Consider the following 14,497-nt stretch of genomic DNA (forward strand, 5'->3'; position numbering starts at 1 on the left):
GGGAGTTCACACGAGCAGCGAGATGAACCGCAGTGCGATGGCGGCGAAGCCGAGTACCGCCGTGCCCACGAGCCAGCGCCGGGCGTTTCGATCGTCTCGTACGGGATCGCCCGTTCCGCGTAGATAGACATACGCGGCGGTGAGCGCACACACCGCCGCCGCGACCGCGCACACGGCAACGGCGATCTGCACCGCACCGGTACCTGGCATGTCGTCACCTCCTTGGAGTGTTCCGACCGTTGGAATGTCCCGACCGGGTCCGGCCCGCTCGGCCCCCGCTCCCAGCCCCTCGGCCCCGGTCGACGAGCGACCTTCCCCTAGTTTCCGCGTTTCCCCCAGTTGTTCCTAGGGGAGGGTGTCGAAAGTAGGGGACGAGCGACCTTCCCCTAGTTTCGGACGTTCCCCCAGTTGTTCCTAGGGGAGGGTGTCGAAAGTAGGGGACGAGCGACCTTCCCCTAGTTTCGGACGTTCCCCCAGTTGTTCCTGGGGGAGGGTGTCGAAAGTAGGGGACGATCGACCTTCCCCTGGTTTCCGCGCGTGCCTCAAGGCACAGGCCGTCGTCATCGGACACGCCAATCATCCGACGGTCACGCACCTGTATCCGCAACTCGCCGAGATCATCCGGCAGCGCAACCTCACCATGGTGACGCTCGACGACTACTTCCAGACGTGACTACCGTCAAAGGTGACACCCCACGCAAGGAGTTCTGATGGGCGAGATCACCTGGAGTTTCGGCGCCGACGACGGCTCGGTGACGCTGCACACCGGTGTCACCGGCCGCGCCGCACGCACCGGCCACCGACTGACCATCGTGATGAAACAGTGGTCGGGCACCGCCATCTCCCGTGGCGACGAGATCCTCAGCCTCGACGCCACCATCGTCGTCGATTCGCTCGCGGTGGTCTCCGGCGAAGGCGGACTGACCCCGCTGACCGGCGCGGAGAAGATGGTGGCCCGCTCGAACGCGCTGAAATCGCTGCGCGCCGACAAGTACCCCGAGATCGCGTACGAGTCGACGTCGATCAGCAAGAGCGCCGACGGCTACCGCGCCGAAGGAACACTCACCATCGACGGACAAAGCCGGTCGCACGATCTCGAGTTCACCGCAGAATCCGACGACGGCCGATGGGCCGTGACCGCCGAATCGGTGGTCTCGCACCGCGAATTCGGCGTCAAGCCGTACTCGCTCATGATGGGTGCACTCAAGGTCGCCGACGAGGTGCGGGTGGTCATCGACCTGTCGGTACCCACACCGGACTGATCCGACGACCGACGCCTCACATCCGCGCGTAGCGCGCCATTACGAAGCAGTACACCCCGTAGGCGGCGAGCCCCGCTGCGGCGAGCACAAGCAGGAACTGTCCGAACGGCCATCCCGCAACGGTTTTCACCGCGCCGTCGATGCCGGTGGCCTTGGACGGATCGGCGGTGACGGCCGCCACCACCACGAGGATGCCCGCACCGGCGAGCACGAGGCCCTTGGCCGTGTAACCGATGATGCCCGTGGTGGTGACGCCGGGGTTCTCGTCGATCATCAGGTCGTCGAGGAACGACCGCGTCACACCCTTGTAGACGTGGTAACCGCCGACCGCCACCACCACGAGTCCCACCACCACCAGCACCATCTTGCCCGGCGTCGATCCCATCAGGTGCGCGCTCACCCCCGCGTTCTGCTGCCCGCTGGACTTTCCCTGACCCAGCGCGAACTGCGCCGCCGACCACGCGAACGCGAGGTACACCACCGCCAGCGAGCCAGCCTTGGCCCGGTCGAGCCAGCCGCCGTCATCGTCGCCGGGTTTCGGGTTGGCCGGGTGCGGGCCCACGATCACCTCGGCGACGCGCCACAGGGCCATCGCCACGAATGCGACCACGGCCAGCCACAGCGTGAGCCGCCCGCCGGTCGACGAGGCGAAGATCGACAACGCACCGGACTGGTCGGCGGATCCAGGATCGCCGAACGCGATCCGCACCACGATGTAGGCGATCAGCAGATGAAGCAGTCCGCTCACCATGTGCCCCGCCCGGGCGAGTCGTTCGAACCAGGTGGAGTCGGTGGCCCCCCGTATCGCGCGGGTGGGGGCGTTGTCGGTCATATGTGCTCCGCATCTGGTGTGAGTGGACGTGTACCCAGACCTACCAGAGGCGACCGGAGGGCACGGGTGATTGACTGTGCGGGCGGGTGTCCCGGGTGACGGTGGGGCATCGCAGCGAGGAGACGTGATGGATGCACAACAGCGCCCGGCGGCACTACGCCGCGCGGGCCTGGCGAGTTGGTCGTTGTTGGGCATCATCGCCCTGATCGTGGTGGTGGCGGCGGCCCTCAGCGCGATCAGCGGCATCCTGATTCCGCTCATCATCGCGGTGATCGTCGGGCTCGTCCTCGAACCCCTGGCGCAGAAGCTGCAGCGCGTCGGTGTCCCGGCGACGCTGGCCACCGTGATGACGCTGCTGCTCGCCGTCGCGGTGGCGGCCGCGGTGATCGCGGTGGTGGTGGCGGGATTCATCGACCAGTGGCCCGAGATCTACCGGCAGCTGCTGATCGGTTGGCACTCGTTCGTCAACTGGGCGGCCGACCTCGACGTGGACGGCCGCATACTCGAGCAAGGTCGCTTCGCCTTCGAAAGCCACGCGGCCCAGTTGGGCCAGGGCGCACTGGGCGCGGTCACCAGCACGTTCTACGGCGTGATCTCACTGATCATGGGCACCTTCTTCGCGGTGTTCTTCCTGTTCTTCGTGCTCCGCGACGGCAGCCGATTCGCGGCGTGGCTGGCCACCACCACCGGTCTCGACGCCACCGAGGTGGAGACGGTCACCGAACTCTCGCGCCAATCGATCCGCGGGTACTTCCGCGGCACCGCCATCACCGCACTGCTCACGGCTCCCATCTTCATGATTCCGCTGCTGATCCTCGGTGTGCCGCTGGCGATCCCGATCTTCGTCCTCTACTTCTTCATGTCGTTCATCCCGTACCTGGGGGCCTGGCTGACCGGCGCCTTCGTGGTGTTGATCGCGTTCGGATCGGGCGGGCCCACCGCGGCACTCGTCCTCGGGATCACGTTCATCGTCTCCAACGGCACCATCCAGAGTGCGGTCGCCTCGTGGGCGTTGGGTTCGTCGCTGCAACTGCATCCGATGTCGGTCCTGCTGGCCACGATGGTCGGCGGCACCGCGGCCGGACTGATCGGGATGGTCCTCGGGCCGCCGGTGCTCGCCATCGTGCTCAAATCGTTCGCGGCCATCCGCCACCACCGGTCACCGTCGGGCGGAACTCCCGACACCGGCCCGTCCGAGCCGGCCGGTCAGCTGTCAGCGGAGTAGTGCAGGATGCCGCCGATGGTGAAATCGACGTAGTCGGCCACCAATTGGTCGACGTCGTGGTCGTCGCGGAGCCACCAGCTGATGCCGTTCATCACGTCGAGAACCGCAATCGCCGACCGGTTCGGATCGCGGACCGTGAACTGCCCCGAGCGGGCACCGGCATGGATCACATCGCGTACCCGCCGCTGGTAGTACTTGCGGTAGTCGGTCACCACACGCCGGTGCTCGGGCAGCAGCGCGGCCATCTCCCGCAGGGCCACCAGGTGTTCCACGCGGTGCTCGGCGAGATGACGCACATGGATCTCCACCAGCGCGGTCAGTTTTTCCGCCGGTGTGCCCTCGCCGTCGAATACCAGCAGATGTTCCTGTGGGTCCTTGGTCATCCGCAGGGCGATGGCGTAGAGGATCTCCTCCTTGGAGTGGAAGTGGTTGTACATGCTCGCGCCCCTGATGCCCACCGCGGTGGCGATGTCGCGCATGCCCGCGTTGCTGTAGCCGTGCTCGGCGAAGTAGCGGGCCGCGGCCGCGACGATCTCGTCGCGGCGTGCCCGGGGTCGTGCGATCGGGGAGGCCGCGTCACCGGCTGCGGACAGGTGTGCCCTCTCGTCCATGCCGGTCAGAAGTTCCCGTGGACGCGGCGGAGTTCACGCTTGAGGATCTTGCCCTGCGGGTCGGTGGGCAGTTCGGCGACGATGTGCACCGCCTTGGGCACCTTGTAGGCGGCCAGATCGCAACGGCAGAACTCGCGTAGTTCCTCGTCGGTCACCGTGGCACCGTCGCGGGGAACGACGAACGCGGTGACCGCCTCCGACCAGTACTCGTCGCGGATCCCCACCACGGCCGCGCGCAGCACGTCGGGGTGGCCCTGCAGCACGCGCTCCACCTCCTGCGACGAGACGTTGAAACCGCCGGTCTTGATCATGTCCTTGCGGCGGTCACGGAAGAACAGGTTACCGTCGGCGTCGATGCGCACGATGTCGCCGGTGTGCACCCAACCGCCGTCGAGGACCAGCGCGGTACGGACCGGGTCCTTGTGATAGCCCAGCATCACCGACGGTGTGCGACACAATAATTCACCTTCTTCGGCCTCATCGCCGTTGGCGTCGACGACGCGTACCTCGAGATGGCCGACCGGTTTGCCGATCCACGTCGGATCCTGGTCGGGGACGTCTTCGAGTCGCTTGAACCACCCCACCGAACCCAACTGGGTGAGTTCGGACTGCCCCCAGTACGTGCCCCACACCGACGACGGAGTGGCGTCTGCCCACGCGTCGACGGCGAACGGGGACACCTGACCCCCGTAGGTCAGGCATCGTCGTACGCTGCCCACCGTCTCCGGACCGAAGTGGGGGTGACCCGCCAGGGCGATGAAGAAGGTGGGGGTCTGCGCCAGTACGGAGATGGACTCGTCGCGGATCACATCGAGGGATTCGCCCGGGTCCACCGACGCGGGCAGCACCAGCGTGGCGCCCAGCAGTGTCAGCGAGGTGAGCGACCCGATCCCGGCAATGGTGTGGAACGGCATGACGAACAGCCACACGTCGTCGGGCAGACACCGCAGCCCCCACATCATCGCCGGGCTGGTGGAGATGAGGTAGTTGCGGTGCGCGATCTCCACGCCCTTGGGCGTGGATTCGGTGCCACTCGTGTACACGATCATCGCCAGGTCGTGCTCGTCGACGTCGGTGTCGGGTTCGGTGTCGGGGGCTGCGGCCAGCGCAGCGTCGAACGAGGTCCACGACGCGTCGGGAGAGTCGCCGATGACGAGGACGCGTGCCCCGGCCCGCTCGGCGATCGGTCCCGCGAGTGCCGCGTGTTCGGCGGCGACCACGAGCACGGCAGGCTCGAGATTGTCGAGCTGCTGGGTGATCTCACGCTCCCCGAAGAGCGGACTGATGCCCGAGTAGAACGCACCCGCCTTGAGAATGCCGTAATACGCGATCACGCTCTCGACCCGGTTGCGGCTCATCACGGCAACCCCGTCGCCACGCGAGACACCCGCGTCGATGAGCGCCGCGGCACACCGGTTGGCCTGCGCGTTCAGCTCCCCGTAGGTGGTGGCTCGGCGAGAACCGCCGGGACCGTAGGCGATGATCGCCGGCTTGTCGGCCTGGGTCCGGGCCAGGCGCCGCAGCTGATCTCCGATGGTCGCCCGACCCAGCATGGACGTTTGCGCACTGGTCAGGGCGACGTCTCGCGGCACCGTCGGAGTGCTCACGCGAACATCGGGGTGTCGAAGGTGTTCAGAAACGCGATCTGTTCCACCGGGCTGCGAGACAGCTTGCGTGGGAAGCCCTCCCGCGGATAACCGACAGCGACATGCGCTGCGGTGATGTATCCGTCGGGGATGTTCAGCAGCTCCTTGACCGCGGGTTCCTCGGCGCACAGCAGCGTGGTCAACGCGGACGCGACGCCCTGTTCGCGCAACGCCAGCGTGAGGTTCTGCACGGTCGGGTAGATCGACGCGCCGCCGACGACGCTGAGCCGGCCGAGTTCGTGATCGGTGGGGTGGATTCCGTCGACGTCGGCGCAGACGACGATCAGCACCGGCACCTCGCCGAGGGCGTGGGCGAAGTCGTTGGCCGCGGCCACCGAGGTGGGAACCGCACCGACCGCCTTCGTGCCCTCGATCACCGCGGCGTAGTAGGCCTCCCAGTAGGGCAGATACAGCTCCGCGAGGCGCTGCTTGATCGCGTCGTCGCGGACCACCACCCAGCGCACCGGCTGCCGGTTACCGCCCTGCGGGCCGAAACGCGCGTTGTCGAACGCGTGGTAGAGCACTTCGTCGTCGACATACTTGTCGCTGAAGTAGCGACAAGTTCCGGTCGAGCGCATCGCCTCGCTGAGTTCCATCACCGCTCCTCATATCAGGTGTGCTAACTGCCGTTAGCATGATCTGCATCACAGTTGCACGCGCATCGGGGGACTGTCAACAGTGCAGGGACACCACTCCGCGTCCCTTGACCATCAGGGACTAACCGTGGTTAGCATGCGACATGACCTCAGTCACCTCCAGCGACCAGCGAGCCACGGTCGACGCCGCACGGCTGCGAATCGCGGTGCGCTCGGGTAACGTGCCCACGCTCATCGCGGTGCTGGTGGAACTCACGGGTGACCGGCGGTGGCTGTCGGAGCGGTATCGACCGTCACGAGCGCGGGGAATGGACGACAACCAGACGGGCGGACTGCCCCCGGACGTGCGGGAGGAGATCTACGCGGCCACGGTCGACGCGGTCACCGAGTGGTACGAGCGGGGTGCCCTGCAGCGCGCTGCGCCCGACGAAGACCTCGTCACCGAGCTGATGGACTTCACCGCAGGTGAGACCGTGCCCCACGAGTTCGCTCCGATGATGACCGAGATCGTGACCGGAGCGCGGCCGGGCACGCCCGAGGACCAGCCGGACGATGCCGCGGAGCCCGCCGGCATGGATGCGATCGTGATCGGCGCGGGGGTGGGCGGCATGCTCATGTCGGTGCGGCTGGCCGCCGCCGGGATCGACCACGTGCTGCTGGAGAAGAACGACGAGGTGGGCGGCTCGTGGCTGGAGAACCGGTACCCCGGCGCCGGCGTCGACACACCGAGTCACCTCTACTCGATCTCCTCCTTCGATCATCACTGGTCGACGTACTTCGGCAAACGCGATGAGGTGCAGGACTACCTGGCCTCCTATGCCGACGCGCACCGAATCCGCGAGCGCATCCGCTTCGGTACCGAAGTGGAGACGGCCACCTACGATGCCGCCGCACAGCGGTGGACCATCGTCGCCCGCGGACCCGACGGTGAGCGGCGCACGCTGTCGTCGCGGATCCTGATCACCGCGGTGGGACTGCTCAACCGGCCGAAGATCCCCGACCTGCCGGGAATCGACGACTTCACCGGTCCCCTGTTCCATTCGGCTCAGTGGCCGGCCGAACTCGACGAGCCGGGAGCCCTCACCGGCAAGCGGGTGGCCATCGTGGGGTCGGGCGCCAGCGCCATGCAGATCGGACCGGCGATCGTCGACGACGTCGCCTCACTCACCGTCTTCCAGCGCTCGCCGCAGTGGATCGCACCCAACGACGACTACTTCTCGCCAGTCGGCGACGACGTGCATTGGCTGATGGACCACGTGCCCGGATACCGCGAGTGGTACCGGGCACGACTGTCCTGGATCTTCAACGACAAGGTGCATCCCACGCTCCAGGTCGATCCGGACTGGCCTGAGCGCGAGTCCATCAACGCGGTCAACGAGGGGCACCGCCGGTTCTATCTCCGTTATCTGCGTGAGCAACTCGGCGACCGGGACGATCTCGTCGAACTCTGCACGCCGCACTATCCGCCCTTCGGCAAGCGGATGCTGCTCGACAACGGGTGGTACGCCATGCTGCGTCGGCCCGGTGTGGAACTCGTGCCGCATGCCGTGCGCGAGGTCACCCCCACCGGACTGATCGATTCGACCGGACGTGCCCGCGACTTCGACATCGTGGTGTTCGCCACCGGTTTTCACAGCGATCGGTTTCTGCACCCTATGACGGTGCGCGGCCGCAGTGGGCGCTCGACGGTGGAGCAGTGGGGCGAGCACGACGCCCGAACCTATCTCGGGATCACCGCCCCCGACTTTCCCAACCTGTTCATCCTCACCGGACCCAACACGGCGCTCGGCCACGGCGGCAGTTTCATCACCATCCTGGAACGTCAGGTGGGCTACATCGCCGATGCGTTACGCCACATGACCCGACATCGACTCGGTGCCTTTGAGGTTCGCGACGACGTGACCGAAAAGTACAACGCCGCAGTCGATGCCGCGCATGCCCGGATGGTGTGGACGCACCCGGCCATGACCAACTGGTACCGCAACGACGACGGACGTGTGGTGGCGGTGCTGCCGTGGCGGATCATCGACTACTGGAACATGACCCGCGCCATCGACCCCGCCGATTTCATCGGCGAACCGGCGATCAGCGCCACAGCGCGCTGACCGGCACCGGGTGCCCGACGATGTTCTCGGCCGCACGATGTCCGGAGAGCAGGGCGGCGGTGACCGTCGCCGGGTCGTCGGTCCAGGTGGCCTCCCCGGCGAGATGGAGAGCACCGCCGCCGAGCGGGGTGGCGAGCATATCATGGTCGGCGGTGGTCGACCCGACCGTCATGTACGCGTAGGAGCCGCGGGCGAATTCGTCGTCCTGCCAACGTGTTACGTCCACCGTGGTGGGCGCGCAGACCGCATCGCCGTAGATCTCGCGCAGCGCGTCGAGCACCGAGCCGGCGATCTCGGCGTCGCTCCACGTGCGTACGCGACGCGCGCACGGACCGGCGGCGAAAGTGAGCAGTGTCGGTTCGCCGTGCAGTGCGGTGAGGTCGTACCAGGAGTGCCACCAGCGTGCCGCATCACCTTGTCGCCGAACGGCATACACACCGTCGTCCCAGAACTTGTGCGGAAACCGCAGGAACACCTTCTCGAAGGCGTTCATCTCCAGGCGCGCCAGCGCGCCGGCCACCGGCTCGGGCAGCGGTGGGTCGATCGTGGGGTTCTCGGATTTGAGCACGCCCACCGGCAGCGTCACCACCGTACGATTCGCGTGGAACACCTGCGTTCCGGCAGCGACCTCGACGCCGGATTCATCCCACCGCAGCCGGGTCACGTTGTGCCCGAGCCGAATATCGAGTCCGTCGGCCAGGAATTCCGGGAGCCGGCCGTAGCCGTCGGGGAACACCACCTCGTCACCGAGGGTCTCGTCGTCGTCGAGGCCGTGGGCGTCGAGATCGTCGAACCAGACTCCGTACTGCTCCTCGGTGCGGTGCGCGCAGAACTCCTGCACCCGCGCCGCGCGTTCCCCCGTCCAGCCCAGGTCGGCAAGCGTGGCCCGCACCGCCGACCCGTAGCTCACCCCTGCCGCCATGTCGGCCACCGCGCTCGACAATGCCGCATCGAAGGCGTGGATGTCGGCGGCGAATGCTGCGGCGGAGGCCTCGTCGAGGCGCGATCCGTCGGGGCCGTAGTAGGCGATCGGCCGGCCGTCGGGTTGATAGCTGCCGACCGTGAACTCCACCGGACGCATGCCGATCGCCTCGGTGACCTCGTAGAGCGGCGCGTCGTCGATACCGTGAATCCACGAGGCGCCGTGATCGGTGATGTGTCCGTCGGCGCGCACGGTGTGCACGCGACCACCCACGCGATCGCGCGCCTCGAGCACCACCACTCGCCGGCCGAGGCGATCGAGGAGCCGTGCGGTGGTGAGTCCGGAGACCCCGGCACCGATCACGATCGTGTCGAATCCGGTGGTGTCGGTCGTGGCGCCGATCGCATCGGTCATGTGCTGTTGTCCCGCCCGTCCCGCGCGTGGTTTCTCGTCGACCCTATCGCCACGGACCTGCCGACGAGGCACACTCGGAAGCGATGCTGCACATAGAGATGTCGGTACCGGCCAGCTTGACCTCCGCGGTGCTCGAACTCATTGCCGACGACCGCGCCGTCAGTTCGGTGGCGGTGATGCGGGGCGCCTCGGTCACGCCGATCGGCGACGTCATCACCGTCGACGTCGCGCGGGAAGCTGCCGACGAACTCATCATGACGCTGCGGCGGTTCGGCGTGGCCGAGCACGGCAGCCTTCGTGCCGAAGAGGTCGAGACCTATCTGTCGCGGCGCGCGTTGGAGGCTGAACGCGCCGCACCCGGATTCGGGTCCGACGCGGTGGTGTGGGCCCAGGTGGGGCGGCGGGCGTACGGAGACTCCGAACTGAACTTCACCTACCTGAGCTTCATGATTCTCGCGACGATGCTCGCCGCCATCGCGATCGTGCTCGACTCCCAGATCCTCACCGTGGGCGCCATGGTGCTCGGACCCGAGTTCGGCACCATCTCCGCCATCGGAGTAGCGATCGTGTTGCAGCGTCGGGCGTTGCTGAGGATGGCGTCGGTCACTCTGCTCACGGGCTTTCTGGTGGGCATCGCGGTGACGTTTTGTCTGGCGCTGGTGATCCGGATGGTGGGCTGGACCGATGTCGACGACCTTCGGCATCACCCCGAGACCGCCTTCATCTACTCCCCGGACCGGTGGTCGTTCATCGTGGCGGTGCTCGCGGCCATCGCGGGCATACTGTCGCTCACCTCGGCGCGGGTGGGAGGTCTGGCCGGGGTGTTCATCTCGGTGACCACCATCCCGGCGGCCGGCAACATCGGACTGGCCGCCGCCTTCGCCGAGTGGCACGAGGTACGCGGTTCGGCGTTGCAACTCGCGGTCAACATCAGCGGAATGATCGTCGCGAGTGTGCTGACGCTGTGGGTGCAGCGACTGGTGTGGGCACCGGTGGCCCGTCGCCGTGCCGCACGCGTGCGCGGCATGCCTGCCTGAGCGCGCCTGGATTCCCGCCGTCTTCGGTGGATGCCGGACTTCTTCCGTTGCGCCGTATGATGATTGCAGAATCCGACGAGAAGAGAGTCACATCATGGAGGCAGGGGTCACGCCCGAAGCCCAGCAGGCCATCGCCGACATCGCCGCACGGTATGGCATCTCGCAGGACGCCGTCCTCGCCATGCTCTACGCGGTGCGCTCCGGTGGCGGCACCATGGCGCAGTTCAACATCCCCGAACTCGGCGGTTCGGGCCAGTGGATGCGCGGCGGCATGACGATGGTGGGCAACATGTTCGACAATGCGCTGAAGGCCCGCGTCGACTCGCTCTGCGCCGAACTGTCCCAGCTCCTCGATTCCACCCCGGTGTTCCCGCCCGCGGCGCCGTCCACCCAGTTCGGGTTCAACGCACCGAACAACTGGTGGCCCGCCGACCTGGGCGTGCCGAGCTCGTCCGGCGGTCAGAACGACAGCCGCTACGCCGTGTTCCCGGCCACGCACCGACTCGCGATCCAGGTCAACGGCGCGACCCGCGTGTTCGACACCGGCGAGCACCAGATCGGCGGGGTTCAACAGCAGCAGGGCGGGCTGCCCGGCACCCTGAGTTTCACCAGTCAGTTCGGCACCTTCGATGTGTCGAGCCTGCGTGAGCTGGGCGTGCAGGACGTCGCGCAAACCCCGGTCGCGGCTCCCGCGCCACGGCATCTGGCGCCGGAGCCGACCTTCGGCAGTGTGCCGCCCCCGGCGCCGCAGGCATCGCCCGAGCCGGCTCCCGAGCCCGGACCGTCCCCCGCGCCGGTCTCGGAGCAGCCCTCATCGGCGTCCGGCGGTGCCGACGGGATCTTCGCGGCCATCGAGCAACTCGCCGGTCTGCACCAACGCGGCATCCTCTCCGACGAGGAGTTCGCAACCAAGAAGGCGGAGTTGCTCGGTCGGCTGTGACGCTCGACTTGGGTATTTCGCCCCAGTCCTCCGGGAATCAAGTCCCTGCCGTCCTGGTGTGATGCTCGATACTCTTCGGACGACCGATGGGCGGGAGAGACCGATGTCGATGGAACAGATCGATGCCGAACTGGCGGCATCGCTGCGCAAGATCGAACGGTCGGTGCTGTCCGAGGTGCGCTTCGGTCGGGTCCCGACGCTGGTGATCATCGGGGCCGTCACGGTACTCATCGGCGCCTGCTTCGGTGCGTGGGTCGGTGCGCCGGTGCGCACCGGGCTGGTGATCGCGGCGGTGGCGGTCGGCGCCGCGGCAGCCGCTGTGGGCACCGTCGCGCTGATCCGCCCGCGGTTCTGCTGGTGCTGGACCGCCGGCGTGCTCAGCGGCCTCGGAGTTCCGGTGTCGATGGCCGGGTACTGGTCGGCGCAGACCGTGGTCGGCGGCCATCCCTGCCCCTGGCTGCTGGCGCTGCTGGCCGCCCACATCGCGCTGGTTTCGCAGTGGGTGCGATGCGCCAAGCCGGTGCTGCCGGCGAGCCGTTAGGTCGATCGGGACCCCGTCCCACGTCGAGCGTGCCCACTTCCGGGTTGAGCGTGCCCACTTCCAGGTTGAGCGTGTCCACTTCCGGGTTGAGCGTGCCCACTTCCAGGTTGAGCGTGCCCGTTCCCGGTTGAGCGTGCCCACTTCCAGGTTGAGCGTGCCCGTTCTCGGTTGAGTCCTGTCCGGTTGGGCACGGTCGACGGGGATCTGGGCACGGTCGACGGGGATCTGGGCACGGTCGACGCGGATCTGGGCACGCTCGACGGGGATCTGGGCACGCTCGACGGGCGGGTTCAAGGGATCGTCGCAACACCTCCTAGTGAACGGGGTGTGTGATGCGAGGGTTGAAGCGGGGGCAGGCGATGCCGGAGGTGGTGGTGTGGGAGTTCTGGCAGGCGCGGGCGGCGGGGATGAGTACGCGGCAGGCTGCCCGACACGCGGGGTTCTCGGTGCGGTTGGGAAGCAAGCTGATGGCCAAACATGGTGGGGTGATACCTGTTGTGAGCAGGCCGGCAGTACTCGACGAGCATGGCAGTGGCCCGCAGTCGCGGTATTTGTCGGCTGATGAGCGCGATCTGATTGCGAACAAGCGCAGTGCGGGCTTGTCGATCCGTCAGATTGCGGGTGATCTGCGGCGGGAGCCCTCGACGATCAGCCGCGAGTTGCGGCGCAATCAGGCTCCCCGCGGCGGCTACGGCGCCGCCTATGCTCAGCGGCAGGCCCAGCGACATCGGGCGCGGCCCAAGGCGCGCAGGCTTGAGGTCAACGCCGCGCTACGGGCGTATGTGTGGGACAAGCTCGCCGGTGATGAGCATTGGTCTCCCCAGCAGATCAGTGCCCGGTTGGTGGAGGATTTCCCGGATGATCAGTGCATGCGCATCAGCCATGAAGCGATCTATCAATCACTGTATGTGTTTCCTCGCGGGGAGATGAAAGCACAGGTCAAGGCGTCGTTGCGGACGGGGCGGACCGCCCGTAAGCCGGCGACGGCCACCACCGGGGCCAGTATCGTGCCGCGGGAGTTGCTGATCGCCAACCGCCCGGCCACCGTCGCCGATCGCGCGGTACCCGGTGATTGGGAGGGTGACTGCATCCTCGGCCGTGACGGGCAGTCCCAGATCGGCACGTTGGTCGACAGGGTCACCCGATTCACGATCCTGCTGCACCTACCGACCACCCGTACCGGTGAGGATCTGCGCGATGCGATCAAGATCGGGATCGGTGATCTGCCCGCGCATCTGCGTCGTTCGATCACCTGGGATCAAGGGTCAGAAATGCGTGGAGCCCATGCCGATATCGCGCTCGACCATGACCTGCAGGTGTGGTTTTGTGACCCGCACTCACCATGGCAACGCGGAACCAACGAGAACACCAACGGGCTTCTACGACAATACTTTCCGAAGGGAACCGATCTGTCTGTTCACTCCAGTGAACACCTGGCCCACGTTGCTGCGGCACTGAACAACCGACCCCGAGCAGCACTCGGATTCCGCACCCCCACCGAAGCCTTCACCGAACTGCTAACCTCCCAACACCAGCCATAGGTGTTGCGTCGACTGGCTGAATCCGCCACGGAAACGTGGGCACGCTCAACGGAAATGTGGGCACGCTCAACCGGTGAGGACGGTCACCTCTGTTGCGGACGTCACCTCCACACGTTGGCCCGCGTCGGCGAGCACTGACGCCAACGCAGTGACGTCGCGCACGTTGCGTCGGGTGCGGACCAGCTCTCGTGCGACGAGGCCCTTGTAGTGCTTGTTGAAGTGGCTCACCACTTTCCGGCTGCCGTCGGGCGCCTCGGTCACCACCGTCGCGGTGACCGCCCCCGACACCGGGCCGAGCTGCTGGTAGATCCCCGACCGTAGGTCCACCACGAAGTCGTCCACGGCGTCCAACGCTGCCGACAGCGCCGGCTTCCACAGCGACGTCAGCGTCGGCATTCCGGGTAGCTTCGATCCCCCCGACAACCGGTAGGCGGGAATCGGGTCATGTGCCCGCACCACACCGAACAGCGCCGACCCGATCGCGATGCGGTCGGCGACCTTCGCCTTCGACGCCCTGGTGAGCGAGCCGAGGTCGAACGCGTCGTACAGCACGCCGGTGTAGCGTTCGATCGCCGGCCGGGTGGGGGAGAGCCACAGATCCGCGTTGCGGTCGACCTCGGCGAGCTGGGTGCGCCCGAGACCGAGCGCCGTGCGGCTGGCGTCGAGGTCGGCGGCGAGTTCGACGAGCCCGTCGGCGACCCGCTCGCGTACCGGGTTGAGTTCGGTGAAGGACAACGCGTCGAGGTCGAGCGGCGCGCCCGATCCTCCGTCGGACTTGGTCTCGGAGGGAGGCAGGATGACGAGCACCGGCATACCTTAACTAAG

At 67.1% G+C, this 14,497-nt stretch carries 15 protein-coding genes and 1 pseudogene; 9 read left to right on the forward strand and 7 right to left on the reverse strand.

Annotated features, from left to right (window positions below; genetic code table 11):
* Positions 1–6: 6 nt before the first annotated feature.
* A complete protein-coding gene (locus ACWDSI_RS03850) occupies positions 7–210 on the reverse strand; it encodes a hypothetical protein (protein WP_449747792.1) in 204 nt (67 codons plus the stop codon).
* A 283-nt stretch (positions 211–493) separates the two neighbouring features.
* On the opposite strand from ACWDSI_RS03850, the gene ACWDSI_RS03855 reads away from it, so the two are divergent.
* A complete protein-coding gene (locus tag ACWDSI_RS03855) occupies positions 494–673 on the forward strand; it encodes a hypothetical protein (protein ID WP_449755729.1) in 180 nt (59 codons plus the stop codon).
* 37 nt (positions 674–710) lie between these two features.
* Positions 711–1,262 (forward strand): YceI family protein, encoded by a 552-nt coding sequence (locus ACWDSI_RS03860; protein ID WP_449755730.1) that lies wholly within the window; start codon positions 711–713, stop codon positions 1,260–1,262.
* Positions 1,263–1,278: 16 nt separating this feature from the next.
* On the opposite strand, the gene ACWDSI_RS03865 is transcribed toward ACWDSI_RS03860, so the two are convergent.
* Positions 1,279–2,094 (reverse strand): DUF1206 domain-containing protein, encoded by an 816-nt coding sequence (locus ACWDSI_RS03865; RefSeq protein ID WP_449747789.1) that lies wholly within the window; start codon positions 2,092–2,094, stop codon positions 1,279–1,281.
* Positions 2,095–2,221: 127 nt separating this feature from the next.
* Between ACWDSI_RS03865 and ACWDSI_RS03870 the strand changes: the two genes are divergently transcribed.
* Positions 2,222–3,319 (forward strand): AI-2E family transporter, encoded by a 1,098-nt coding sequence (locus ACWDSI_RS03870; RefSeq protein WP_449747788.1) that lies wholly within the window; start codon positions 2,222–2,224, stop codon positions 3,317–3,319.
* On the opposite strand, the gene ACWDSI_RS03875 is transcribed toward ACWDSI_RS03870, so the two are convergent.
* The 3 genes from ACWDSI_RS03875 to ACWDSI_RS03885 are packed head-to-tail and all read right to left on the reverse strand — an operon-like array spanning position 3,301 to position 6,172.
* Complete coding sequence (locus ACWDSI_RS03875; protein ID WP_449755731.1) at positions 3,301–3,930, reverse strand: TetR/AcrR family transcriptional regulator; 630 nt, start codon at positions 3,928–3,930, stop codon at positions 3,301–3,303. The genes ACWDSI_RS03870 and ACWDSI_RS03875 overlap by 19 nt on opposite strands.
* A 5-nt stretch (positions 3,931–3,935) precedes the next feature.
* Complete coding sequence (locus ACWDSI_RS03880; protein ID WP_449755870.1) at positions 3,936–5,483, reverse strand: class I adenylate-forming enzyme family protein; 1,548 nt, start codon at positions 5,481–5,483, stop codon at positions 3,936–3,938.
* Positions 5,484–5,533: 50 nt separating this feature from the next.
* The gene (locus ACWDSI_RS03885; RefSeq protein WP_449747786.1) at positions 5,534–6,172 is read right to left on the reverse strand and encodes a nitroreductase family protein; all 639 of its coding nucleotides are present in this window, start codon (positions 6,170–6,172) and stop codon (positions 5,534–5,536) included.
* 143 nt (positions 6,173–6,315) lie between these two features.
* Here ACWDSI_RS03885 and ACWDSI_RS03890 point away from each other — a divergent pair, with 143 nt between their 5' ends.
* On the forward strand, positions 6,316–8,277 hold the full coding sequence (locus tag ACWDSI_RS03890; RefSeq protein WP_449755732.1) for a flavin-containing monooxygenase: 1,962 nt from the start codon (positions 6,316–6,318) through the stop codon (positions 8,275–8,277).
* Here the strand turns inward: ACWDSI_RS03890 and ACWDSI_RS03895 are convergent.
* A complete protein-coding gene (locus ACWDSI_RS03895) occupies positions 8,258–9,613 on the reverse strand; it encodes a flavin monoamine oxidase family protein (protein ID WP_449755733.1) in 1,356 nt (451 codons plus the stop codon). The genes ACWDSI_RS03890 and ACWDSI_RS03895 overlap by 20 nt on opposite strands.
* A gap of 83 nt (positions 9,614–9,696) precedes the next feature.
* Between ACWDSI_RS03895 and ACWDSI_RS03900 the strand changes: the two genes are divergently transcribed.
* The 5 genes and pseudogenes from ACWDSI_RS03900 to ACWDSI_RS03920 all read left to right on the forward strand — a co-directional run bounded on the left by ACWDSI_RS03900 (position 9,697) and on the right by ACWDSI_RS03920 (position 13,692).
* Positions 9,697–10,650 carry a DUF389 domain-containing protein gene (locus ACWDSI_RS03900; RefSeq protein ID WP_449747783.1) on the forward strand — a complete coding sequence of 318 codons (954 nt, stop codon included), beginning with the start codon at positions 9,697–9,699 and terminating at the stop codon, positions 10,648–10,650.
* A gap of 94 nt (positions 10,651–10,744) precedes the next feature.
* Positions 10,745–11,590, forward strand: a complete 846-nt coding sequence (locus ACWDSI_RS03905; protein ID WP_449747782.1) for an SHOCT domain-containing protein — start codon at positions 10,745–10,747, stop codon at positions 11,588–11,590.
* Positions 11,591–11,693: 103 nt separating this feature from the next.
* Positions 11,694–12,131, forward strand: coding sequence for a hypothetical protein (locus ACWDSI_RS03910; protein WP_449747781.1), 438 nt, complete (start codon positions 11,694–11,696; stop codon positions 12,129–12,131).
* 168 nt (positions 12,132–12,299) lie between these two features.
* A complete protein-coding gene (locus ACWDSI_RS03915) occupies positions 12,300–12,464 on the forward strand; it encodes a hypothetical protein (RefSeq protein WP_449755734.1) in 165 nt (54 codons plus the stop codon).
* A pseudogene (locus ACWDSI_RS03920) lies at positions 12,464–13,692 on the forward strand (IS30 family transposase). Before ACWDSI_RS03915 ends, ACWDSI_RS03920 begins: the two are co-directional and overlap by 1 nt.
* A 46-nt stretch (positions 13,693–13,738) precedes the next feature.
* Here ACWDSI_RS03920 and yaaA read toward each other — a convergent pair.
* Positions 13,739–14,479 (reverse strand): peroxide stress protein YaaA, encoded by a 741-nt coding sequence (gene yaaA / locus ACWDSI_RS03925; protein WP_449755735.1) that lies wholly within the window; start codon positions 14,477–14,479, stop codon positions 13,739–13,741.
* Between the last annotated feature and the right edge of the window lie 18 nt (positions 14,480–14,497).

It is taken from the genome of Gordonia sp. NPDC003429, from assembly GCF_053588575.1.